This is a genomic window from Lysobacter tyrosinilyticus, from assembly GCF_054779815.1.
Window position 1 is genome coordinate 287767 of sequence record NZ_BAAGXN010000003.1, and the last position, 22862, is coordinate 310628.

Below are 22862 nucleotides of genomic sequence, written 5' to 3' on the forward strand. Positions count from 1 at the left end.
GTTCTTCGCCGTGCTCGTCATTCCCGCGAAGGCGGGAACCAGGGAGGTGGATTGTGCCCCCATGGTTGCGACGGGAAAAGCAAAACAATCTGTTCGACGAAGCTCGCTGTCCGCGAGCGAGCTTTGTAGAGCGCAGCTTGCTCCGCTGCCTTTTGCCACGGCTTGGAAAAGCAAACAACAAAGCGCAAGTGCAGCGGAGCAAGCTCCGCTCTACAAGGCAGTAGCGATCGGCTTACCAGCGACCCGGGCGGGTCAGCGGCGGCGCTTCGCGCTGGCGGTCGTAGGCGCGCAGTTCGTCGCGAATGTGGGCGATGCGCTGGCGGCCGAGCGCATTGCGCGACTCGTCCAGCACCACGCCATCGAGCAGTTCGGCCATGCGCTGCGCGGTCGGCAGCATGGTTTCCCAAGCATCCAGCGCCGCTACTGGCGCGGGCAAGGTCAGGAAGAAGGCGATCGCCGGTGTTTCCATGGCCTGGATGTTGGCCATGTCGAAGCTGCCCGGCTTCATGATGTTGGCGACGCTGAAAACCGGTCCGCGCTGCGGATGGTTGTCGATCAGGCGATGGAACACGCCCATGTGGCCGTAGACCAGGCCGGCCTTTTCCGCCGCCACGACGATGTCCGGGCCGTGCAGCTTGGCGCCGGCACGAGCGGCCAGATACAGGGTGACGATCTTTTCGAAGGATTCTTCGACGCGCTTGCCCAGGTCGCTGTTGACCGCGGGCGCGGCGGCCGGTTCGGCTGCCAGGTCGAATTCAGACTGCGTTGCGCGTTCGTCGTAGTTGTCGACTAGCTCGGTGGCGGGCGTCTGAGTAGCCAGCTCCGGTTCGATCCGCGGCGCGAACGCATCGGCGATGCTCGGACGCGGCACCCGCTTGCCCTGCTCCTGCTTGCGCGGCCTGCCGAAGAAGATGATCGCGCCGATCAGGATCAGTCCGGCGATGGCGATGCCAATGCGCAGCAGGGTGATGTCGGACATCGTGTCGAGGCTCCCTTCGTAATCGCGATGTTATGCAGCGCCGGCCAGGCGCGTGGCTTCGGCAAGGTCGACGGACACCAGGCGACTGACGCCCGGTTCGCGCATGGTCACACCCGACAGTTGCTGCGCGGCTTCCATCGTCGCCTTGTTGTGGGTGACGAACAGGAACTGCACCTGCTCGCTCATCTCGCTGACCATGTTCGCCAGACGGCCGACGTTCGCTTCGTCGAGCGGCGCGTCGACTTCGTCCAGCAAGCAGAATGGCGCGGGGTTCAGGCGGAAGATCGCGAACACCAACGCGACCGCGGTCATCGCCTTCTCGCCACCCGAGAGCAGCGAGATGTTCGACACGCGTTTGCCCGGCGGGCGCGCCATGATCGTGACGCCGGTATCGAGCAGGTCTTCGCCAGTCAGTTCGAGATAGGCGTGACCGCCACCGAACAGGCGCGGGTACAGCTCCTGCACGCTCGAATTGACGCGGTCGAAAGTGTCCTTGAAGCGGCCGCGGGTCTCGCGGTCGATCTTGCGGATGGCTTCTTCCAGCGTTTCCAGCGCGGTCGTGAGGTCGGCGTCCTGAGCGTCGAGGTATTCCTTGCGCTCGGCGGCCTCGGCGTGTTCCTGGATCGCGGCGAGATTGACCGGTTCCAGGCGGCGCAACTTGCCGTCGAGGTCGTTAACGACCTTTTCCCACACCGACGGCTCGGCGTCGTCGGACAACGTGTTGATCACGTCTTCGAGTACGAAGCCGGCTTCGGCAATGGCGGCCGTAAGCGTCTCGGCCTTGAGCAGCAGCGCCTGCTGCTCGAGGCGGCGCTGACCGATGGCTTCGCGCTGCGAGATCGCCTGCTCGTCGCGGGCGTGGCGGGTCTGTTCGTACTGGCGCAGTTCGTTGTCGATGCCGTCCTGCGTGGTGCGGGCCGCCGTGAGGTTCTGTTCGACAAGGACGCGTTGCTCCAGCGCGACCTGACGCTGCTCTTCCAGCTGGTGCACCGGCTCGTCGCCTTCGGCGAGCTGTTCGGCGAGTTCACCCAGGCGCGAATCGAGCTGGCCGCGCTGGCCGCCCATGCGGTCGAGCGCCTGCATCAGGCCGGCGATCTGGGCGCGCTGGGTTTCGACCGAAAGCAGCAGCGCCTGCGCGGCATCGCGCGATTCACGCGCCATGGTGCGGGCCTGTTCGCGGGCATCGAACAGCGCACGGCGTTCGGCATCGAGCTGAAGACGGTTGTCTTCCAGCTCCGCCATGCGCATCACCGCCTCTTCCTGGCGGGCGCGGGCTTCGCTGGCCTGTTCGCGTGAACCGTCCAGCGTCGAAGACAGCTGGGCAAGATCGGCGTCGATCTTTTCGATGCGGTTGCGGGCGTTGTCGAGACGACCCTGCTGGCTCTGCAGCTGACCGGCGAGTTCGGACACACTGCGGTGCGCCATATACAGCGTGCGCTGGGCATCTTCGCGCTGCTGCTCGGCGGCGAGCAGGCGGTCGCGCCACGCGGTGATGCCGCGTTCGAGCTCGTGTTCGCGCTGCTGCAGCTCTTCAATCTTCGCGCGCAGCTCCTGGATCTCGCGTTCGCGCAGCAGCGCGCCCTGCTTGGCCGCGCCGGAGCGCAGTACGCGTACCCAGCCGGCGCCGAGACGCTCGCCATTGCGGGTGATGATGGATTCGCCGTCGCCGAGCTGCGGCAGCAGTGCGCGCGCTTCGCTCAGGTTTTCAGCGGCGTGCAGCTTGGCCAGGATGCGGCGGATCGCGATCGGGCCGGTGACCTTGGAGGCCAGCGACGTCGGCGCGAAGGCGACGGCGTCGTTCTGCGGATCGACCAGTGCGAGACGGCCTTCACCGAGATCACCGATGGCATCGACCAGGGCTTCGGGTGCTTCGACCAGCACGCCTTCGATCAACTGACCGAGCGCGCTTTCGACAGCGTTTTCCCAGCCCTGCTCGACCGTGAGCTTCTCGCCGACGCGGGCCGCGTTATCGAGGCCGCGTTGACGCAGCCATTCGCTGGCCGCGCCCTGTTCCTGGCCCAATGCAGCGTGCTGCAGGGTTTCCAGCGACGACAGGCGGCCACGCGAGGTCTGCGCCTGCTTGCGGACTTCGGCGAGCTCCGTCTGCGCGGCGCGCTGCTGATCCTGCAGTTCGGTCAGCGTGTGCTTGCGCGACTCCAGCTCGGTGGTGAGCGTGTCGAGCGATTCCTTCTGCGTGTCGTGCTGTTCCTGCAGGCCGGCGAAGGCGTCGGCCAACGCGTCCAGGTCGAGCGCGGCGCGCTCGGTGGTCAGCGATTCACGACGACGGTCGGCGTCGAGCGACTGGCGATCCAGGCCTTCGATGCGAGTGCGTTCGACGTCGGCCGCACGCGCGGCTTCGCTCTGTGCACGGGTATGCGAGTCCCAACGCTGCTGCCAGTCGTTGAGCTTGGTTTCGGCGTCGCGCAGGGCGTCCTGGCGGGCGATGTCTTCTTCGCGCAGCTGTTCCAGGCGCGGTTCGGCGTCTTCGATGGCGTTGCGCAGCACGTCGAGCTTCGCCTGGTCGCTGCCGATGTGCGAAGCGATCTCCGACAACTGCGTCATCGCCTCATCGCGGGCGCGCTGCAGGCGCGTGGACATCTCGCGCTGGTGCTGGATCTGCTGTTCGATGCGGGCCAACGCGCCGCCGACTTCGTAGCTGGCGGCCTGGGCCTTGTTGAGGTTCTCGGCAGCTTCCTCACGACGGACTCGGCCGGTTTCGATCAGGCGCTCGGCTTCGCGCTGCTCGGCGATCAGCTGCTGCAGGCGAGTTTCCTGCGAGCTCAGTTTTTCACGCTGGGTCTGCAGCTTCTGGTCGAGGACACGATGTTCGAGCGCCTTCCACTCGGCGTCCTTGACCTTCCGTTCGGCCTGGATCGCCTGGTACTGCTCGGCCTGGCGCGCCTGGCGCTTGAGGTGTTCGAGTTGCTTGCCGACTTCCTCACGCAGGTCCTTGAGGCGGTCGAGATTCTCGCGGGTGTGGCGGATGCGGGTCTCGGTTTCCTTGCGGCGCTCCTTGTACTTGGAGATGCCGGCGGCCTCTTCGAGATAGACGCGCAGTTCTTCGGGCTTGGCCTCGATGACCTGCGAAATCATGCCCTGCTCGATGATCGAGTAGCTGCGCGGGCCCAGGCCGGTGCCGAGGAACAGATCGGTGATGTCGCGACGGCGGCACTTGGCGCCGTTGAGGTAGTACTGGTTCTGGCCGTCGCGGCTGACGGTGCGCTTCACCGAGATTTCGTTGAAGGCCGCGAATTCGCCGCTGATGGTGTGATCGGAGTTGTCGAAGATCAATTCGACCATCGCCTGCGACACCGGCTTGCGCGCCGAGGAACCCGCGAAGATCACGTCCGTCAGCGAGTCGCCGCGCAGGCGGCTGGCCGAGCTTTCGCCCATCACCCAGCGCACCGCGTCGATGATGTTGGACTTGCCGCAACCGTTCGGACCGACCACGCCGGTCATGTTGGTCGGCAGGTGCAACGTGGTCGGATCGACGAAGGACTTGAAGCCGGACAGCTTGATGGTGGAAAGACGCATGCGACGCGAGTGCCTCTGACGAGGGCGTTGCCGGCCTCGCCTCTGAATGCTGAAAACAGGTTAGATACCCCGCCTAAGCCTTTGATTCAGCTAGGCGATACCCGGACTAATACCCAGGTCCGTGGGCGAGTATAGCGGGCGGACTTCGGCATGACAGTGGGCAGTGCAGCAGAACCCGTCCGGCCGTGCAGGTCCGCAATAACTAAGGTGTCGCTTCCTGCGGGGTGCGCGCGCGGATCGCCAGCGCATGAATGTCGGTGGTCATCAGCTCGCCGACTGCCGCGTAGACGGCACGATGACGGGCGATCGGAGTCATTCCGGTAAAGGCGCTACTCACCACGTCCACCCGGAAGTGACCGCGACCATCGCGCGCGCCGGCGTGGCCGGCATGCTTGTGGCTCTCGTCCTCGATCTCCAGCGACGCCGGGGACAGTGCGGACTCGATGGCGGTGCGGATCGCATCGACCCGCTCTTCTCGCGGCAGGCCTGTCCTGAGCTCGGTCGAAGGACTCACGGCAGGACCCGCTTGAACGGACGCACGTCGACCCGGACATAGACCCCGGCTTCGATATAGGGATCGGCATCGGCCCAGGCGCGAGCCTCTTCCAGCGATCCGAATTCGGCCACCACCAGACTGCCGCTGAAGCCGGCCGGACCGGGGTCTTCGGCGTCGATCGCCGGACACGGACCGGCCAGCATCAGGCGTCCCGCATCGCGCAGTGTGGTCAGCCGGGTCAGGTGAGCCGGACGGGCGGCCAGCCGCTTGGCGAGGACATCCGGGCCGTCGTAGCCCTCGATCACGTACCACATGCCTTCATTCTTCCTGTGCGCGGAGTCGAGGAATTGTAGCCGCGTGCGCAATCGATCCTGACCATAGCGGCCATTGCGCTGGACACACCCCGCCCCGCCCCGTACCCTTGGCAACAACTACCTGAGGCCGGAAGCAGCGGCCGTCACGGCCGGGACCCCCATACCGCCGTCACAACGCACATCGAAGTGCGTCGCTGCACCTTCCCGGCCCTCGCCCGCAATCCACTTCGTCCATATCGCCCCGCCAAGCGGGCGCGCCGGCGAAAGTCCATTCGGGCATGGGACCAAGCTTTCGACGTTGCTGTCCGTAGCACCTTGCGGTCGTTGCCTCGCAGGACGGGCCTTGCCCGCGCTGCCGGCGCCGCCGATGCCAAGCCAATGCCAGGGCCCGGAGGGGCCGGCTTCGAATGACCGATGAAGTAAACAACGGCGATGTACCCGACGGTGGCAACGCGCCCGCCGCGCCGGAAAACAACCACAACAACCACCGTCCGCAGCAGCAGGAAATGCCGCTGGCGATGGTGCTCGGCCAGCCGGTGCTGCAGATCCCGCAGGACCTGTACATCCCGCCGGACGCGCTCGAAGTCATCCTCGAAGCCTTCGAAGGCCCGCTCGATCTGCTGCTGTACCTGATTCGCCGGCAGAACCTGGACATCCTCGATATCCCGGTCGCCGAGATCACCCGCCAGTACGTCGATTACATCCAGACGATGCACGAGATGCGCTTCGAGCTGGCGGCCGAGTACCTGGTGATGGCCGCGATGCTGGCCGAGATCAAGTCGCGCATGCTCCTGCCGCGCTCGCAAACCGAAGTGGGCGAAGAAGACGATCCGCGCGCCGAACTCGTCCGCCGACTGCAGGAATACGAGCGCTTCAAGAAGGCGGCCGAGGACATCGACACCCTGCCCCGCCAGGACCGCGACACCACGCCCGCTTCGGCCTTCGTGCCCGACCGCGCCAGCATCAAGCTGCCGCCGCCGGTCGACTTGAAGGAAATGCTGATGGCCCTGCACGACGTGCTCAAGCGCGCCGAGCTGTTCACCCAGCACGCGATCAAGCGCGATGCGCTCAGCGTCCGCCAGCGCATGGGCGACCTGCTGGAGGCGCTGAAGGACGGCGTCTTCCATCGCTTCGAATCGCTGTTCACCGCCGAGGAAGGCAAGCTCGGTGTCGTGGTGACCTTCCTCGGCCTGCTCACGCTGGCCAAGGAACAGCTCGTGGAAATCGTGCAGGAAGGCCCGCTGCAGCCGATCTATGTGAAATCGCTGGCACTGATGAAGGACGGCGAAGAAATCGAACTGAGCAGCGAGTTCGACGAACCCGCCGCGAATGATGACTCACGAACCTGACCCCGCGTTGTAGAGCGGAGCTTGCTCCGCTGCTCTTCGCCGGTTCCAACCAACAGCAGCGGAGCAAGCTCCGCTCTACAAGGCAAGAGCAGACAACCAGAGCCATGGACCAACCGGTTCCCGATTTCGAACTCCAGCCACAGAACCATCGCAAGCCAATCCAGATGGACCAAGACCTAATCAACCGAATCGTCGAAGGCGCCCTGCTCGCGGCCAACCAGCCGCTGACGCTGGCGCAGCTGCATGCGCTGTTCCCCGAGGACCAGCCCGCGCCGAACGACAGCGTCGAACAGGCGCTGGAATTCCTGCGCGAAGACTGTGCCAACCGCGGCGTCGAGCTGGTCGAACTCGCGTCCGGCTTCCGCTACCAGGTCAAGGCCGATGTGCATGGCTGGGTGTCGCGCCTGTGGACCGAACGCAAGACCAAGTACACGCGCGCCACGCTCGAGACCCTCGCGCTGATCGCCTACCGTCAGCCGATCACGCGCGGCGAGATCGAGCAGGTTCGCGGCGTCGCGGTCAGCAGCAACATCATCCAGGCGCTTGAAGAGCGCGAGTGGATCCGCGTCGTCGGCCATCGCGACGTCCCCGGCAAGCCGGCGCTGTTCGGCACGACCAAGGCCTTCCTCGATTACTTCGGCCTCAAGCGACTGGACGAGCTGCCGCCGTTGTCGGAGCTCAAGGACATCGGCGAACTCGAACCGCAGCTGCAATTCGACAACGTGATCGATCCGACGCCGATCGAAGCCGGCGGCCTCGGTGTCGAACCGGGCGTGGAAGCGGAAGCGGCGAACACCGATGAAGCCGACGACAACTCGGCCAACGACAACGACGCCGACAACGACGATCTGTCGACCGACGAATCCGAAGACAACCAGATCGAAGGCATCGCCGATGCCAACGACGAAACAACCGACTCAGCCAGCAATGGCGAACCCGAAACCGCGCAGGGTGACAGCGCGGAAGACGAGAACGACTTCCTGCGCGACGAATACGAAGAAGCCGCGCAGGACAACGCCGTCGAGACGACGACCGTTCCCACCGATGACGACGCTTTGGAAGCATCGTCGGAGCAAGAGAAAAATGACTGAAGAAAAGAGCCGCAAGCTCACCCTCAAGCGTCCCGGCGCCGTCGCCGCTGACGCCCCCAAGCTGGAAGAACGCCTGCATAAGGTGCTCGCCCAGGCCGGCCTCGGTTCGCGCCGTGCGCTGGAACAACGCATCGCCGATGGCCTGGTCAAGGTCAATGGCGAAACCGCCCAGGTCGGCCAGAGCGTGACCGGCGGCGACAAGATCGAAATCGACGGCAAGACCTTCGTAGCGACCGCGCTGACCGAGCCGGCACGCGTGCTGATGTACAACAAGCCCGAAGGCGAAGTGACCACGCGCGAAGACCCAGAAGGTCGCCCGACCGTGTTCGAAGCGCTGCCCATGCTCAAGGGCGCGCGCTGGATCGCGATCGGTCGCCTCGACATCAACACCACCGGCCTGCTGCTGCTCACCACCGACGGCGAGCTCGCCAACGCGCTGATGCATCCGTCGTTCGAAGTCGAACGCGAATACGTCTGCCGCGTGCGTGCCCCCGAAGGCCAGGACGTGGTTCCGGACAACATCGTCGACCGTCTCGCGCGCGGTGTCGCGCTGGAAGATGGCCCGGCCAAGTTCGACGAAATCGAACGTGTTGGCGGTAGCGACTCGCACGACTGGTTCCGCGTCGTGGTGAAGGAAGGTCGCAACCGCGAAGTGCGCCGCCTGTGGGAATCGCAGGGTTGCCAGGTGAGTCGCCTCAAGCGCGTGCGCTACGGCAAGGTCGCGCTGCCGCGCGAGCTTCTGCGTGGCCAGTCGCAGGAACTCGCTGCCGACAAGGTCGAAGCGATGCGCGGCGAACTCGGCCTCGAAAGCGACACGCCGTCGGCACTGACGCTGCAGCCGGTAATCGGCCAGCGCAAGGCTTCGAAGTCCACCATCGACCTCACCGGCAAGAGCCGTTCGCACGGTTACGTCGGCGGCCACAACACCGCCGACGAAGGCCGCGAGCTGCGTCGCTTCGACCACGTGCGCGAAGACCGTCGCGGCGGTCGCGGTGGCAAGAAGCCGCACGGTGGTTTGACGGTGAGCGGCGAAATGGCTGCGAAGCAGTCGCAGAAGCCGTTCAAGCAACGCAAGGAAAAGGGACCGAAGCCGTTGCCGGAAGGCAATCCCGCGGCGTTCCGCTCCTGGTACGTGCCGGAAGGCGTCGATACCGGCCCGACCGGTCATCGCAATCCGGAAAATCGCGGCCCCAAGAAGCCCTATGGCAACAAGGGCGGCGGACGTCCGGGTGGCGGCGCTGGTGGCGGCGGTGGCGGTGGATTCGGCGAACGCGGTCCGCGTCGCGAGGGCGGCGGTTTCGGTGAACGTGGCCCGCGTCGCGAAGGCGGCTTCGGCGGCCAAGGCGCAGGAGCCGGCGGTGAACGCGGCCCGCGTCGTGAAGGCGGCTTCGGCGGCCAGGGCGAAGTACGTGGTGGTTATGGCGAACGCGGTCCGCGTCAGGGCGGCTTCGGCGGCGAACGCAGCGACCGTGGTCCGCGTGGCGCCGGTGGTGGCCAGGGTCAAGGTCAGGGCCGCGCGCCCAAGCCGTATGGCCATCCGGGCAATGCTCCGCACTTCCCGTCGGATCATGCAGGCACCGGTGGCTTCAACCCGTACGGCGACAAGCCGCGCAGCCCGCGTCCGGGTGGACGTCCTGGCGGTCCGCGTCCGGGCGGCCCGGGCGGTCCCGGTGGTCCACGTCCGGCCGGAAATCGTCCGGGTGGTCGCGGCCCCGGCGGTCCGCGTCCGGGTGGCCCGCGTCCCGGTGGTCCGCGTGGTGGCGGACGTCCCGGCGGTGGTCGTCACTCCGGCGGTTGATCGATAGATCACGAGCAACTCAATGCAAAGGGCGCCAATGGCGCCCTTTGTTTTTTGCATCATTCCATCGTTCGCTGTTGCAGCGCACGACATCGCGATTTCGCACACGCTTTTTTTCGAGTGCAAGAAGATCGCTAGCCCATTAGTCACCCTTGCGCATTCGGGCATCGCCGGCCAAAGTCGCCGAGCGCTTCTTCCTTCAAAAAAACCGCGCCTGCGAACACGATGTTCATGGGCGTATAACGGTGGAGCATTGCGATGCAAAGACGTGATTTTCTGAAAGTATCCGGCTTCGGGCTCGCCGGCCTGACGCTTCCGATGTATAGCAATGCGATTGCCGCCGAGGACCTGCTGGGCAGCCTCGACGTCAACATGAAGAAGTCGATCGCCGACGCGGCCATGCAGGCTGCGCGCGATGCCGGTGCCACCTATTGCGACGTGCGTATCGGTCGCTACCTGCGCCAATTCGTGATCACGCGCGAAGACAAGGTGCAGAACATCGTCAACACCGAATCCACCGGCGTCGGCGTCCGCGTGATCGCCAACGGTTCCTGGGGTTTTTCGGCCACCAACGATCTTTCGCCCAAGGCAGTGGTGAGAGCTGCGCAGCAGGCCGCCGCGATCGCCAAGGCCAATGCGCGCACGCGCACCGAACCGGTGCACTTCGCCAAGGCGCCGGGCGTCGGCGAAGTGTCTTGGAAGACGCCGATCAAGAAGAATTCGATGGCAGTGCCGATCAAGGAAAAGGTCGACCTGCTGCTGGGCGCGAATGCCGACGCGGTCAAGGCCGGCGCCGACTTCGTCAATTCGATGCTGTTCCTGGTCAACGAGCAGAAGTATTTCGCTTCGACCGACGGCTCCTACATCGACCAGGACGTGCACCGCATCTGGGCGCCGTTCACCGTCACCGCCATCGACAAGGCCAGCGGCAAGTTCCGCACCCGCTCCGAACTGTCGTCGCCGATGGGTCTGGGCTTCGAATACCTCGATGCCGACCCGAAGCAGAAGTTCGTGTCGCCCAATGGCGTGGTCAATTACGGTCAGTCCTATGACCTGCGCGAAGACATCGTCGCCGCTGCCAAGCACGCGCGCGCCAAGCTAACCGCACCGTCGGTGAAGCCAGGCAAGTACGACCTCGTGCTCGACCCGTCGCACACCTGGCTAACGATCCACGAGTCCGTCGGCCATCCGCTCGAGCTCGATCGCGTACTGGGCTACGAGGCGAACTACGCCGGCACCAGCTTCGCCACCATCGACAAGATGAAGGACAAGTTCAAGTACGGCAGCGACAAGGTCAACATCTTCGCCGACAAGGTGCAGACGGGCAGCCTCGGCGCGGTGGCTTACGACGACGAAGGCGTGAAGACCAAGCGCTGGGACCTGATCAAGGACGGCACGCTGGTCGATTACCAGGCTATCCGCGACCAGGCGCATATCCTCGGCAAGACTGAATCCGACGGCTGCTGCTATGCCGATTCTTGGTCGAGCGTGCAGTTCCAGCGCATGGCCAACGTCTCGATGGCCGCCGGCAAGGACAAGCTCAGCGTCGCCGACATGATCAAGGACGTCGAGAACGGCATCTACATCATCGGCGACGGTTCGTTCTCGATCGACCAGCAGCGCTACAACGCCCAGTTCGGCGGCCAGCTGTTCTACGAGATCAAGAACGGCAAGATCACCCAGCAGATCGAAGACGTGGCCTACCAGATGCGCACGCCGGAATTCTGGAATGCCTGTGCCGCGGTCTGCGACCAAAGCGATTACCGCCTCGGCGGTTCCTTCTTCGACGGCAAGGGCCAGCCTGGCCAGGTGTCCGCGGTGTCGCACGGTTCGGCGACGGCCCGCTTCAACGGCATCAACGTCATCAACACCGCCCGCTCGCTCGGCTGATCGACAGGAGACTCCATGACCATCTTCACTGAAGCCGAAGCGAAGGCGATCCTCGAAAAGGTCGTCAAGCTGTCGAAGGCCGACGAATGCACCGCGACGCTGACCGGCTCGACCAACGGCAATGTGCGCTTCGCCCTCAACAACGTCACCACCAGCGGCATCATCGACAACATCGATCTCGCCGTGCAGGTCGCTTTCGGCAAGCGTGTGGGCACCGCCACGATCAACTCCTTCGATGACGCGTCGCTGGAACGCGTGGTGCGTCGCGCCGAGGATCTCGCCCGCCTCGCGCCCGAGAACCCGGAGTTCATGCCAGCGATTCCGAAGCAGACCTACAAGGAGACGCCGACCTTCGGTGCCGGCACCGCTGCCATCAACGCCGACTACCGCGCCAAGGTCGCATCCGACTCGATCGCACCCTGCCGCGAAGACAAGCTGGTGGCCGCCGGCTTCTTCAGCGACAACAGCAACTTCTTTGCCTCGGCCAACAGCAACGGCAATTTCTGTTACCAGCAGGCATCCGGCCTGGACTACACCTGTACCGTCCGCACCGATGACGGGCATGGTTCCGGCTGGGTCGCGCGCAACCTGCGCGATGTCGAGCGCTTCGATGCCAAGCGCGAAATCCGCACCGCGATCCGCAAGGCGAAGGATTCCAGCGACGCCAAAGCGATCGAGCCCGGCAAGTACACGGTGATCCTGGAGCCGGCGGCTTCGGCCGGACTGATCTCCTTCATGATGGGCGGCTTCGATGCGCGCCAGGCCGATGAAGGCCGCAGCTTTCTGTCGAAGAAGGGTGGCGGCAACAAGCTCGGCGAGCAGGTCTACGATCCGCGCGTCAGCATCTGGTCGGATCCGTGGGATGCGGAGGCCGCGGTCTATCCGTGGGACGACGATGGCCTGCCGCGCGAGAAGGCACCGATCATCGAAAAGGGCAAGGTGTCCTATCTGCAGTACTCGCGCTACTGGGCGCAGCAGAAGGGCAAGCGCGCTGTCGGCCAACCGGGCAACCTGATCATGGCGGGCGGCGACAAGTCGACCGCGGACCTGATCAAGGGCACCGAAAAGGGCATCCTGGTCACGCGCACCTGGTACATCCGCATGGTCGATCCGCAGACCGTGCTGCTCACCGGCCTGACCCGTGACGGCACGTTCTACATCGAGAACGGCGAGATCAAGTATCCGATCAAGAACCTGCGCTTCAACGAATCGCCGGTGATCATGCTCAACAACATCGAAGAGCTGGGCAAGCCGGTACGCGTTGGCGACGACGAATCCCCGTTCGTGATGATGATCCCGCCGATGAAGCTGCGCGACTTCACCTTCACCTCGCTCTCCGACGCGGTGTGACGATGGCAGTACGCGGGGGCGCAACGTCGAAAGGGGCGTCCCCGCAACCATGGACGCGGCCGTGAACCGGGCCGCGTTCCTCAGGCTCCTCGCCGGCGGCATCGCCGGCGCCGCACTGGCCCAACTGCCCCGCCCCGTGCGCGCGGCCGCGGTCTACGACTTCTGGTTCACCCGGCTCAAGTACGAGTCCGGCGACTGGGATGTCGACCAGCGCATGCCGTCGAACATGATCACCGCGCTGATCGACTACACCAATCTGCGCGTGGATCCGAAGGAACACGTGGTCGCCCTCGCCGATCCGAAGATCTTCAGCGCGCCGTTCTGCTATCTCGCCGGGCACAAGCTGGTGGAGTTCAATCCGGCCGAACGCCGCAACTTCGAGCGCTACGTGCGCAACGGCGGCTTCGTGTTCGTCGACGACTGCAACCACGACATCGATGGCATGTTCGCGCGCTCGTTCGAGGCGCAGATGGCTTCGATCTTCGGCAAGCAAGCGTTGCGCAAGCTGCCGAACAACCATGCGCTGTATCGCAGCTTCTTCAAGTTCGATGGCCCACCTCCCACCGCGCTGGAACTCAACGGCTGGGGCGACGACATCGTCCACGAATATCTCAAGGGCATCGAGATCGACGGCCGCCTTGGCGTGCTCTACAGCAACAAGGATTACGGCTGCGATTGGGACTACGACTGGCGCAACAAGCGTTTCCTCGCCGAGGACAACACCAAGTTCGCCGTCAACATCGCCATCTATGCCCTGACCTCGTGACCTTCCCTCTTCTTTTTCCACGCAGCACACCATGAGCGCCGACGACCACGCCTCCCGTTTCCCCAATGACATCAGCGAGGCGGACATCCAGTCCCGGCTCGCGCAACTGGGCACACTGCGCGCCGCGATCGCGCAGGCCATCGTCGGCCAGGAAGCCGTGGTGGAGCAGTTGCTGATCGGCTTGCTGGCCGGTGGCCACTGCCTGCTGGAAGGCGTGCCCGGACTCGGCAAGACGCTGCTGGTTCGGTCGCTGGGCCAAGCGTTGCACCTGCAGTTCCGTCGCGTGCAGTTCACGCCGGATCTGATGCCCAGCGACATCCTCGGCACCGAGATCCTGGAAGAGGACCACGGCACCGGACGCCGTCACTTCAAGTTCCAGCCGGGCCCGATCTTTACCAATCTTCTGCTCGCCGACGAACTCAACCGCACGCCACCGAAGACCCAGGCCGCGTTGCTGGAAGCGATGCAGGAACGCACCGTCAGCTATGCGGGCGTAACGCACACGCTGCCCGCGCCGTTCTTCGTTCTCGCGACCCAGAACCCGATCGAACAGGCCGGCACCTATCCGTTGCCGGAAGCGCAACTCGACCGCTTCCTGCTGCATGTGCGCGTGGACTATCCGGACGAAGCGGAAGAACGCGACATCCTTGCGCAAACCACCGGCATCAAGGTGGCTTCGGTGCCGAGGGTGATGTCCGGCAGCGAGATCGTCGAGCTGCAGGCACTGGTGCGCCACATCCATCTCGGCGACGACCTGCTCTCGTGGATCACGCGCCTGGTGCGTTCCACGCGTCCGGGCAATGACGTGCCGGCGGACATCCGCCAATGGGTCAAGTGGGGCGCGGGTCCGCGTGCAGGCCAGTCGCTGGTGCTCGCATCCAAGGCACGCGCACTGCTGCACGGCCGCCTCGCCGCGACGCGCGAAGACGTCATCGCCATGGCGGGGCCGGTGTTGCGTCATCGCATCCTGCTCTCCTTCGCCGCGGAAGCGGAGCAGAAGACCACCGATGACGTCGTCGTCTCGCTGCTGCGCGACGTTCCGTTCACCGCATAAGAGCGCCGCAATACCGGAACGCTGCCGATGTCGACGCCCGATTTCATTCCCCGCGATGTGCGTGCACGCCTGAAGGACGTGCGCCTGGTGCCGCGTCGCGCCGTGGGCTCTCACGGCTTCGGCCAACATCACAGCCGCAGCCGGGGTGCCGGCCTGGAATTCGCGCAGTACCGTGCCTACGAACCCGGTGATGAACTGCGCCAGGTCGACTGGAAACTCTACGCACGTTCCGATCGCTTCTTCGTCCGCGAAGCCGAACGCGACAGCCCGATCACCGTATGGCTGCTGATCGACGCGACCGCCTCGATGAACCAGGGCGACGCCGCGCGCGCCAACTGGACACGGCTGGATGCGGCACGCGGATTGGCCGCAAGCGCAATCGAGGTGGCGTTGCGGCAGGGCGATCGCTTCGGCCTGGCCATGCTTGGTGGCGATGGCGTCAACGTCATCCCCGCCGGCACCGGACTGCGCCATCGCGACCGCTGCCTGCTGGCCTTGCGCGAGATGCGTGCGCAGGGCGCATGGCCGGCGGAAACCACGCTGCGTCCGTTGTGGGAGCGCATCGCGCCAGGCGCGCTCGTGCTGATGCTGGGCGATGGCTTCGACGAGAACGCCACGCTGTTCGCACAGCGATTGTCTGCCGCACGTCGCGAGGTGCTGGCCATTCGCATCCTCACGACCGAAGAGCGCGACTTTCCGTTTCGCGGCGGCCACCGTTTCCACGATGTCGAAAGCGGTGCCGAACTCCTCACGGATGCACCGGCCGTTCGCGCGGAATTCCTAGCCAGCTTCACCACGGCTCGTCGTGCATTGACGATGCAGCTGGCAGCCAACGGGATCCGCCAGGTCGAATACATGCTTGATGAAGCGCTGGACCTGCCGCTGCGCCGCCTGTTCGCCCTGCGCGGCGACACGGAGCTAGCGTGAGTCTCGTTTTGTTGATGCCGCTTGGTCTGGCCGCATTGGCCGCCTGGCTGGTGCCACTGCTGATCCACCTGCGTCGACGCAGCGAGCAGCAGCGCACGGTCTTCGCCGCGTTGCGTTGGCTGCCGGCGCGTGCGCGTCCGCGCAGTCGACTGCGCTTCGAGGAATGGCCGCTGCTGCTGGTCCGCTTGCTCCTGCTGGCAGCGTTGGCGCTGCTGCTTGCCGCTCCTGTCCTATTCGGTGGACCGCACCCGAAGCGATGGGTCGTGCTCGCGCCTGGCGTCGATCGCACGGCGGTTACGACGCGTGAGGACGCAACCGAATACCGTTGGCTCGCGCCAGGCTTTCCTGTGCTCGAAACCACCCCGCCCGTGGCGCCGCAGCAAGTGGGCAGCCTGCTGCGCGAACTCGATGCGACGTTGCCGGAACAGACCACCGTCACCGTACTGGTACCCTCAACTCTCGATGGCACCGACGCGGTGCGACCGAAGTTGCATCGTTCCGTGCAATGGCGAGTCGTGGCCGGCGACACGACGCCGCCGACAACGCGACCTGAGGCCGCAGCACGACCGCCGCTCGCCGTCAGGTACACCGAGGAGCGTGCCGCAGCCGCGCGCTTTCTCAGCGCGGCTGCTGTTGCCTGGGAAGCTGCGGTGCCGTCGAAACGCCCAAGTGACGCGAAACCGGCAGCACGCGATGTCGCTGCCGTGACACATGCCTTGCCTCCGACCGATCGCCCTCTGGCATGGGTCGCATCCGGCCCGCTGCCCAAGCAACTCCGCGACTGGATCGGCAAGGGCGGCACGGCGCTGCTCGACGTGACGACCGAAGTCCCGGACATGCGGCGCAATGGTGTGCCGCTATGGCGCGACCAGGACGGCGACGTGCTGGTACGAGGGCTGGCGCTCGGACGCGGCCGCATCCTGCAATGGACGCGCCCGCTCACGCCAGAAGCCATGCCGATCATCCTGGAACCCACGTTCCCGGACCAGCTCTGGACGCTGTTCGCACCCGCGCCGACGCCACCTACGCGCATTGCCGCGAGCGACTACATCCCGCTCACCGGTGCGCGTGCATGGCCGGAAACGCCGCGTGACCTGCAGCCCTGGTTCCTGATCCTGGTCGCGCTGTTGTTCGTCGTCGAACGCTGGATGGCCTCCGGTCGCCGCGAGGTCGTCAGCGAATGAAGACGGACCAGCAGCTGACGCGCCTGCTCCATTCTTCACGCCTGCGTCTGGCGATGCAGGTGGCACTGATTGCGGCTCCGCTCGTGGTCGCGCTTGCAGTGCTGGGCTGGCGTGCAGGCGGCACTGGCTGGAGCACTTCGATTCTTGCAACAGGCATGGCGATTGCCCTGCTTGCTGCCTGGCTTGCGACACGCCGCGTCGACACGCACTGGCTCTCGCGGCGACTGGACGAATGCGACCCGCGGATGGAAGACAGCGCCGCGCTGCTCTTCAACGCCGCTGCAACACCCCCGCTGCAGCGCCTGCAACGGCAACGTCTGCAGCAGCGTCTCGAAGACCGTCCGCCGCCAGACGTGCGCCCGGCGTGGCCCATGCGCACGGTGCTGTCGGTCTGGCTCGGTGCCAGCCTGGTCTCGATCGCCATCCTCGCGTGGCCGGCCCCAAGGCCCGAACGCGCCGCAGCCATGTCGCCGGCTTCGCAGGGAGCGACCTCCGCGCCCACGCACACCGTGCTCGCAAGCCAACAGCTCGACATCGCACCGCCGGCGTACACACGCTTGCCAACGCGTCACGAAACCACGCTCGAAACGCGGGTTCCCGAAGGTGCGAGCGTCCGCTGGTCCCTGCGTTTCAACCCTGCTCCCGTGTCGGCAGCCCTCGCCTTCCACGACGGGCATCGAATTCCGATGCAGCGAGAAGGCGACGACTGGGTCGCATCACGGCGCATCGAAGTGCCGGTGCTGTACCGGGTCGAAGTCGAAGGATTGCCGCTATTGCGCAACCGCCTGCAGCGCATCGATGTCGTACCCGACCAGCCGCCGCAGATCCGTGCCATCGCGCCGGAAGAGACCCTGACGATTCGCCGCGAAGACCAGCGCAACTGGTCGCTGGTGTTCGACGCGCAGGATGACTACGGCCTCGCTGCAAGCGCGCCGCTGCGGATCACGCTGGCTCAGGGCGAAGGTGAAAACATCCGCTTCGAGGAACGCGAGGTATCACTGACCGGCCGCGGTGATGCCACGCATCGTCACTATTCGCACAACTTCGATCTGAGCGCGCTCGGGCTCACGCCGGGCAGCGACTTGGTCGTGCAGCTGAGCGTTAACGACAACCGCGGCGCAGGGCCACAGACAGTGCAGAGTGCCAGCTACATCCTGCGCTGGCCGCCCGAGGACGCAACTCAGACCACGGGGCTGGACGGCCTGGTGAAGAAGGCACTGCCCGCGTACTTCCGCAGCCAGCGCCAGATCATCATCGACAGCGAAGCCCTGCTGGCCCAGCGACGCAGGCTTGCGGCGGACGACTACGTTTCGCGTTCCGACGCGATTGGCGTCGACCAGCGATTGCTGCGCCTGCGCTATGGGCAATTCCTCGGCGAAGAGAGCGAAGGCTCGCCGCGCGTCCGGCTTCCCACCGCAGATGCCGAAGAAGACACCCACGAAGCGCCGCGCAAACTCCTGCCCACTGCGGATGCCGACAGCGAGGCTGAGACCGCATCCAGTGAACGTGACGAAGCCGAGAGTCACGACGAGCACGACCACGGCGGGGGCAAGCGCGAATCCGTGGAATTCGGCGAGGCAGGTGATGTGCTCGCCGAATACGGTCACACCCACGACGACTCGGAAGCCGCCACGCTGCTCGATCCGGAAACGCGCCGCACGCTCAAGGCGGCGCTCGACCAGATGTGGCAGGCGGAGCTCAACCTGCGCCAGGGGCACCCGGATCTCGCCCTGCCGTTCGAATACAAGGCACTGGATTACATCAAGCAGGTGCAACAGGCGGGCCGCATCTATCTGGCACGCGTGGGTTCGGAGCTTCCGCCGATCGACCCGACGCGGCGCCTGAGCGGCGATCGCAAGGGACTAGCGCCGCGTGGTGATTCGCTGGCGATGACGCCACCGACGTCGGCGTTGCTGGAATCGCTGTGGCGCGCGCTCGAAGTCCCCGCAAGCCCGGACGCCCCGCCGCTCGACCTTGGTGGCACCGAGCGCTGGCTGCGCGCCAATGAAAAACACGTACCAGATGCGTTGGGAGTGATTGCAGCGATCGATGGCGTGCGAAGCGAACCGGAATGCGAGCCGTGCCGCCAGCAGCTGCGTAAACGACTATGGCCTTTGCTGCGACGGCCCCCGGCGCAACCGGCTCCCCGCACGCTGCCGGATCGCAGCGGCCAGGCCTATCTCGATGCGTTGCAGGCGGAGCGGCCATGATGGACTCGCAACGACTGGCCATCACTCTGCTTGTGTTCGCCCTGATCGTGGCGAGCGCACGCATGCTTTGGTTCGCATCGCGACGCATGCCGCGCCCGCGCGCGGGACGCGTCGTGGTTCTGCTGCTCCTGCAGACAACGTCCGCCTTGCTGCTCTATCGAACCCTCGTGCCTCCGACCACCGAGATGGCGACGGAAACGCTGGTTGTCGCCACGGGCAATGCACCGGCGAACCAGGTCCGGGCGCGATCCGCAAACGAACGCGTGGTGGCCCTACCCGAAGTCGGAACGATTGCAGACGTTGAATCCGTTCCCGATCTGGCGACGGCCTTGCGGTGGCATCCCGCCACCGCGCGACTGCGCATCGTCGGACGCGGCCTCACTGCTCGCGATCGCGACAGCGCGCAGGGACTTCCCATCGAGTTCGTACCAATGCCATTACCGCGCGGCCTGGTCGAACTGCCGACGTCTGTGCGCGCGCAGTCCGGCGCGGATTTCGAAGTGAGAGGTGCCGTCAACGATGTGCGCAGGGGCAGCATCGAGCTGCTCGACCCCTCGGGCGAGCGCATTGATCGGCAGTCCCTCGATGCCAGCGGCCGATTCCTGCTGCGCGGCGCGGCGCGCGCGCCCGGGCTGGTCGAATTCCGTGTGCGCGTGGTCGATGCCGGCGGCGCCACGCTCGAGGAGAGTCCCCTGCCCGTCGAAATATTCGCAGCGGTGCCGCTGCGCGTGCTGGTGATCGCCGGCACACCGGATGCGGAATTGAAGTACCTGCGTCGGTGGGCCCTGGACAGTGGTGTGCGACTGACCACCCAGGTCCAGCTCGGCGGTGGCATGCAGTTGGGCGATGCACCGGTCGCACTCAATGCGGCTACGCTCAAGGAATTCGACGCGATGATCATTGATGAGCGCGCCTGGGATGGTCTTGGCGAAGCCCGCAGACATGTGGTGTCGAGCGCGGTGCGCAACGGGCTTGGCTTGCTGGTTCGCGTGACCGGCCCGATTTCCGCGACTACACGTAGCAGCCTGGCTGCGTTGGGGCTACGCCTTGCCGATGCCTCGATCGCTCCGACCTTCGCCCTGCCATTGCATGAGGACGATCCCGACTTCACTGCGGCCCGTCTGGGTCCTGGCTCGGTCGACGCGCCAACAACCACCACTGCCACGCCAACCGGCCTGCCTGAGCTCAACCGCCAGACACTGCGCATTGACACCGCTGGTGCGCATCCGTGGTTGCGCGACGCTGCAGGGCAGGCATTGGCCGCATGGCGACCGCTCGACCGCGGACGTGTGGCTGCGTGGCTGCCGATGGATACATTCCAGCTCGTGCTCGTCGGTCGGGCCGACGCCCACGCCGCGCTTTGGAGCCAGGCGATCGCCACCGTGGCGCGCCCCGTTGCCACGGCAACGCTCGCGGTTCCTGCCAATGCGCGACAAGGAACGCGAATGGCAGTCTGCGGCCTGGCCGAAGATGCGACCATCGCGACCCTCGGGACGCAACCGCGACGACTCCTGATCGACCCCGCGACAGGTCCCGACCGCTGCGCCGGCTTCTGGCCGCAAACAGCGGGTTGGCACATCCTGCGCAGCGGCAAGGCGCAGGCGTCGTTCCACGTGCGCGCTCCGCAGGACACGCCTGGCGCGATCGCGATGCAGGATCGCGACGCCACGCAACAGCTCACGCTCGCACCGCAGCGGACTGCGCATGTTGCAACGGCTCCGACCACGCGTTGGCCGTGGTTTCTTGCATGGCTGATCGCATCAGCCGCGTTGTGGTGGCTGGAACGCAAGCGAACGGGGCGTTTCGCGCTCGGCTGAGGCAACGCCCAGTTCACCCGAACGGGTGCCCGGCGATAACACAAAATTCGCATCGTATTCCTCCGGCCCGCTGTATTGAGAGTCGTCGACGCTCTCGGCGGAGAGGTAGGTATGCGTACCCTTCCAAAACTGGCGGCCGCACTCGGCGGCGTGCTTGCGCTCGTACTGGCACACGAAGCGCGAGCCGGCGGACTGGTAGAGTTCCCATTCGACATCGGCAACTTCAACGCGCCACTGGCGATCGACAATCCCTACATGCCTTTGATTCCGGGAATGCGCGTCGTGTTCTCGGAAGTATCGGCCGATGAGTGCGTCATCGACGAGGTCGAGGTCACCAACGACAGTAAGAACGATTTCCAAGGCGCATACGCCGGCCTGACTGCGCGCGTCGTGCTCGACCATGCCTGGCAGGACGCCGACTGCGATGGTGACCGCGACCTGCTGTTGGAAGACACCATCGACTGGTACGCGCAGGACGACGACGGCAACGTCTGGTACGTCGGCGAAGACACGACCGCCTACGGATACGACGAAGAAGGCAACCTGCTGGATACGAGCAAGGAAGGATCGTGGGAAACCGGCAGCGATGGCGCTATCGCGGGCCTGATCATGCTGGCCGAGTCCACGCCGGGTGATTTCTACCAGCAGGAATTCCGTGAAGGTGTCGCCCAAGACGAAGCGAAGGTCGTCGGTGTCAATCGCAAGGTGACCACCGGCCTGGGCACGTTCGATGGCTGCCTGATCACCAAGGAATGGTCGCCGCTGAGCCGGGGCTCGATCGAGCACAAGTACTACTGCCCGACGGCGGGCGGTCTCGTGCTGGTGCACGAGTTCCATGGCAAGACGACGATCGCCGAAGCCATTGAGATCGAGGTTCCCTGAACACTGAGCGTTAGCGTACCTAGCCCGCACCACTTCGCGCCCACTTCACATTCGCGGCGTCGTCGCTTCGCGCTGCGACGCCATCCTGCGCATCGTCCCGGAACAGCGATGCGCAATGCCAGCCCCAGAATCCTTCAACTTTGACTTCGACGTGGTCGTCGTGGGCGCCAGCTTCGCCGGCGCGGCCTGCGCGATCGCCGCTGCTCAGCGCGGCCTGCGCGTGTGCGTGCTCGAGCGCAAGAGTGATCCCGGCGACAAGCTGCGAACCACGGGCATCATCGTCAAGGAAGCCGCGGAACGTACCCTGCTCAACCAGATCCCGGCATCGATGACGCGCCGCATCGAGCAGGTGCGGCTCTATGCGCCGAGCCTGAAGCAGGTCGCGCTCGCGGCGCCCGGGTACTACTTCCTCACCACCGACACACCGCAGGTGATGCGCTGGCTGGCGGAGCAACTGCGTTCGCATGGCGTCGATCTTCGCCTGGGCGCGGCATTCAACCAATGCAGCCGCATACAGGACGGCTGGCTGGTGGAAGGTGTGGGCACGACCCGTTACCTCGTCGGCGCAGACGGTGCGCGTTCGCGTGTCGCGCAACGCTGCGGCCTGGGCGAAGTAAGGCACTTCCTCTACGGCATCGAATACGAATTTCCCGGCGCTCGCCTCGAAAACGACAATGCCCTGCACTGCTTCATCAGCAAACGCTTCGCGCCTGGCTATATCGGCTGGATCGCGCAGAACCCGACGGGCATCCAGGCAGGGCTTGCGCTTCGTCACGATCCGTCGAACGCGCGCGTTCCGGACATCGATGGTTTCCTGCTGCGCGTGGGTCTTGCCGGCGGGCTTCCGAAACATCTCCATCCGGGCCATACACGCGCCGGCCTGATCCCGTGTAGCGGCCCGGTGATCGACATGGCCCGCGACAACGTCATTCTCACCGGCGATGCCGCCGGCATCGTCTCGCCGGTGACCGCGGGCGGCATCCATTCCGCGTGGGAACACGGCTGGGCCGTCGGCTCAGCGATCGTGTCGCATGTGCGCGAAGCAGGCCCGCGGCCGGAACAGGTCGCGATCGACGCAGCACCCCGCTTCCGTGCCAAACGTGCCTTGCGTTGGGCCTACGATCGCATGCAGTTCGATTGGCCCTTCGACCTGTTGCTTTACTCGCCGCCGATGCGTTGGGCCGCCGAGCAGGTGTACTTCCACAAGCGTCGGAGTTGACT

Annotated in this window: 17 protein-coding genes; 13 read left to right on the plus strand and 4 right to left on the minus strand. The window is 65.4% G+C overall.

Annotated elements, in window-relative coordinates:
* Nucleotides 1–232 precede the first annotated feature (232 nt).
* From zipA to ACYVGK_RS08100, 4 genes are all read right to left on the minus strand, one after another.
* Nucleotides 233–979 (minus strand): cell division protein ZipA, encoded by a 747-nt coding sequence (zipA, locus tag ACYVGK_RS08085; protein WP_460732848.1) that lies wholly within the window; start codon nucleotides 977–979, stop codon nucleotides 233–235.
* Nucleotides 980–1009: 30 nt separating this feature from the next.
* On the minus strand, nucleotides 1010–4513 hold the full coding sequence (gene smc / locus ACYVGK_RS08090; RefSeq protein ID WP_460732849.1) for a chromosome segregation protein SMC: 3504 nt from the start codon (nucleotides 4511–4513) through the stop codon (nucleotides 1010–1012).
* Nucleotides 4514–4715: 202 nt separating this feature from the next.
* Complete coding sequence (locus tag ACYVGK_RS08095) at nucleotides 4716–5027, minus strand: BolA family protein (RefSeq protein WP_460732850.1); 312 nt, start codon at nucleotides 5025–5027, stop codon at nucleotides 4716–4718.
* Complete coding sequence (locus tag ACYVGK_RS08100; protein ID WP_460732851.1) at nucleotides 5024–5323, minus strand: YciI family protein; 300 nt, start codon at nucleotides 5321–5323, stop codon at nucleotides 5024–5026. Before ACYVGK_RS08100 ends, ACYVGK_RS08095 begins: the two co-directional genes overlap by 4 nt.
* 506 nt (nucleotides 5324–5829) lie before the next feature.
* Between ACYVGK_RS08100 and ACYVGK_RS08105 the strand changes: the two genes are divergently transcribed.
* From ACYVGK_RS08105 to ACYVGK_RS08165, 13 genes are all read left to right on the plus strand, one after another.
* Entirely contained in the window at nucleotides 5830–6672 is an 843-nt protein-coding gene (locus ACYVGK_RS08105) for a segregation and condensation protein A (protein WP_460733451.1), read from the plus strand.
* A gap of 164 nt (nucleotides 6673–6836) precedes the next feature.
* Nucleotides 6837–7763 carry an SMC-Scp complex subunit ScpB gene (scpB, locus tag ACYVGK_RS08110; protein WP_460732852.1) on the plus strand — a complete coding sequence of 309 codons (927 nt, stop codon included), beginning with the start codon at nucleotides 6837–6839 and terminating at the stop codon, nucleotides 7761–7763.
* Nucleotides 7756–9561, plus strand: a complete 1806-nt coding sequence (locus ACYVGK_RS08115; protein WP_460732853.1) for a pseudouridine synthase — start codon at nucleotides 7756–7758, stop codon at nucleotides 9559–9561. Before scpB ends, ACYVGK_RS08115 begins: the two co-directional genes overlap by 8 nt.
* Nucleotides 9562–9819: 258 nt before the next feature.
* Nucleotides 9820–11451: a TldD/PmbA family protein gene (locus tag ACYVGK_RS08120; protein WP_460732854.1), complete on the plus strand. Its 1632-nt coding sequence runs from the start codon at nucleotides 9820–9822 to the stop codon at nucleotides 11449–11451.
* Nucleotides 11452–11466: 15 nt separating this feature from the next.
* A complete protein-coding gene (locus ACYVGK_RS08125) occupies nucleotides 11467–12801 on the plus strand; it encodes a TldD/PmbA family protein (protein WP_460732855.1) in 1335 nt (444 codons plus the stop codon).
* A 49-nt stretch (nucleotides 12802–12850) separates the two neighbouring features.
* The gene (locus ACYVGK_RS08130) at nucleotides 12851–13567 is read left to right on the plus strand and encodes a DUF4159 domain-containing protein (protein WP_460732856.1); all 717 of its coding nucleotides are present in this window, start codon (nucleotides 12851–12853) and stop codon (nucleotides 13565–13567) included.
* Nucleotides 13568–13598: 31 nt separating this feature from the next.
* A complete protein-coding gene (locus ACYVGK_RS08135) occupies nucleotides 13599–14621 on the plus strand; it encodes an AAA family ATPase (RefSeq protein WP_460732857.1) in 1023 nt (340 codons plus the stop codon).
* A 21-nt stretch (nucleotides 14622–14642) separates the two neighbouring features.
* Nucleotides 14643–15548: a DUF58 domain-containing protein gene (locus ACYVGK_RS08140; protein WP_460733453.1), complete on the plus strand. Its 906-nt coding sequence runs from the start codon at nucleotides 14643–14645 to the stop codon at nucleotides 15546–15548.
* Nucleotides 15545–16732 carry a BatA domain-containing protein gene (locus ACYVGK_RS08145; RefSeq protein WP_460732858.1) on the plus strand — a complete coding sequence of 396 codons (1188 nt, stop codon included), beginning with the start codon at nucleotides 15545–15547 and terminating at the stop codon, nucleotides 16730–16732. Before ACYVGK_RS08140 ends, ACYVGK_RS08145 begins: the two co-directional genes overlap by 4 nt.
* Complete coding sequence (locus tag ACYVGK_RS08150) at nucleotides 16729–18942, plus strand: hypothetical protein (protein WP_460732859.1); 2214 nt, start codon at nucleotides 16729–16731, stop codon at nucleotides 18940–18942. The genes ACYVGK_RS08145 and ACYVGK_RS08150 overlap by 4 nt, the downstream gene beginning before the upstream one ends.
* Nucleotides 18942–20759 carry a carboxypeptidase regulatory-like domain-containing protein gene (locus ACYVGK_RS08155; RefSeq protein WP_460732860.1) on the plus strand — a complete coding sequence of 606 codons (1818 nt, stop codon included), beginning with the start codon at nucleotides 18942–18944 and terminating at the stop codon, nucleotides 20757–20759. Before ACYVGK_RS08150 ends, ACYVGK_RS08155 begins: the two co-directional genes overlap by 1 nt.
* Nucleotides 20760–20870: 111 nt before the next feature.
* Nucleotides 20871–21641: a hypothetical protein gene (locus ACYVGK_RS08160; RefSeq protein WP_460732861.1), complete on the plus strand. Its 771-nt coding sequence runs from the start codon at nucleotides 20871–20873 to the stop codon at nucleotides 21639–21641.
* 115 nt (nucleotides 21642–21756) lie between these two features.
* The gene (locus ACYVGK_RS08165) at nucleotides 21757–22860 is read left to right on the plus strand and encodes an NAD(P)/FAD-dependent oxidoreductase (protein WP_460732862.1); all 1104 of its coding nucleotides are present in this window, start codon (nucleotides 21757–21759) and stop codon (nucleotides 22858–22860) included.
* Nucleotides 22861–22862: the final 2 nt, after the last annotated feature.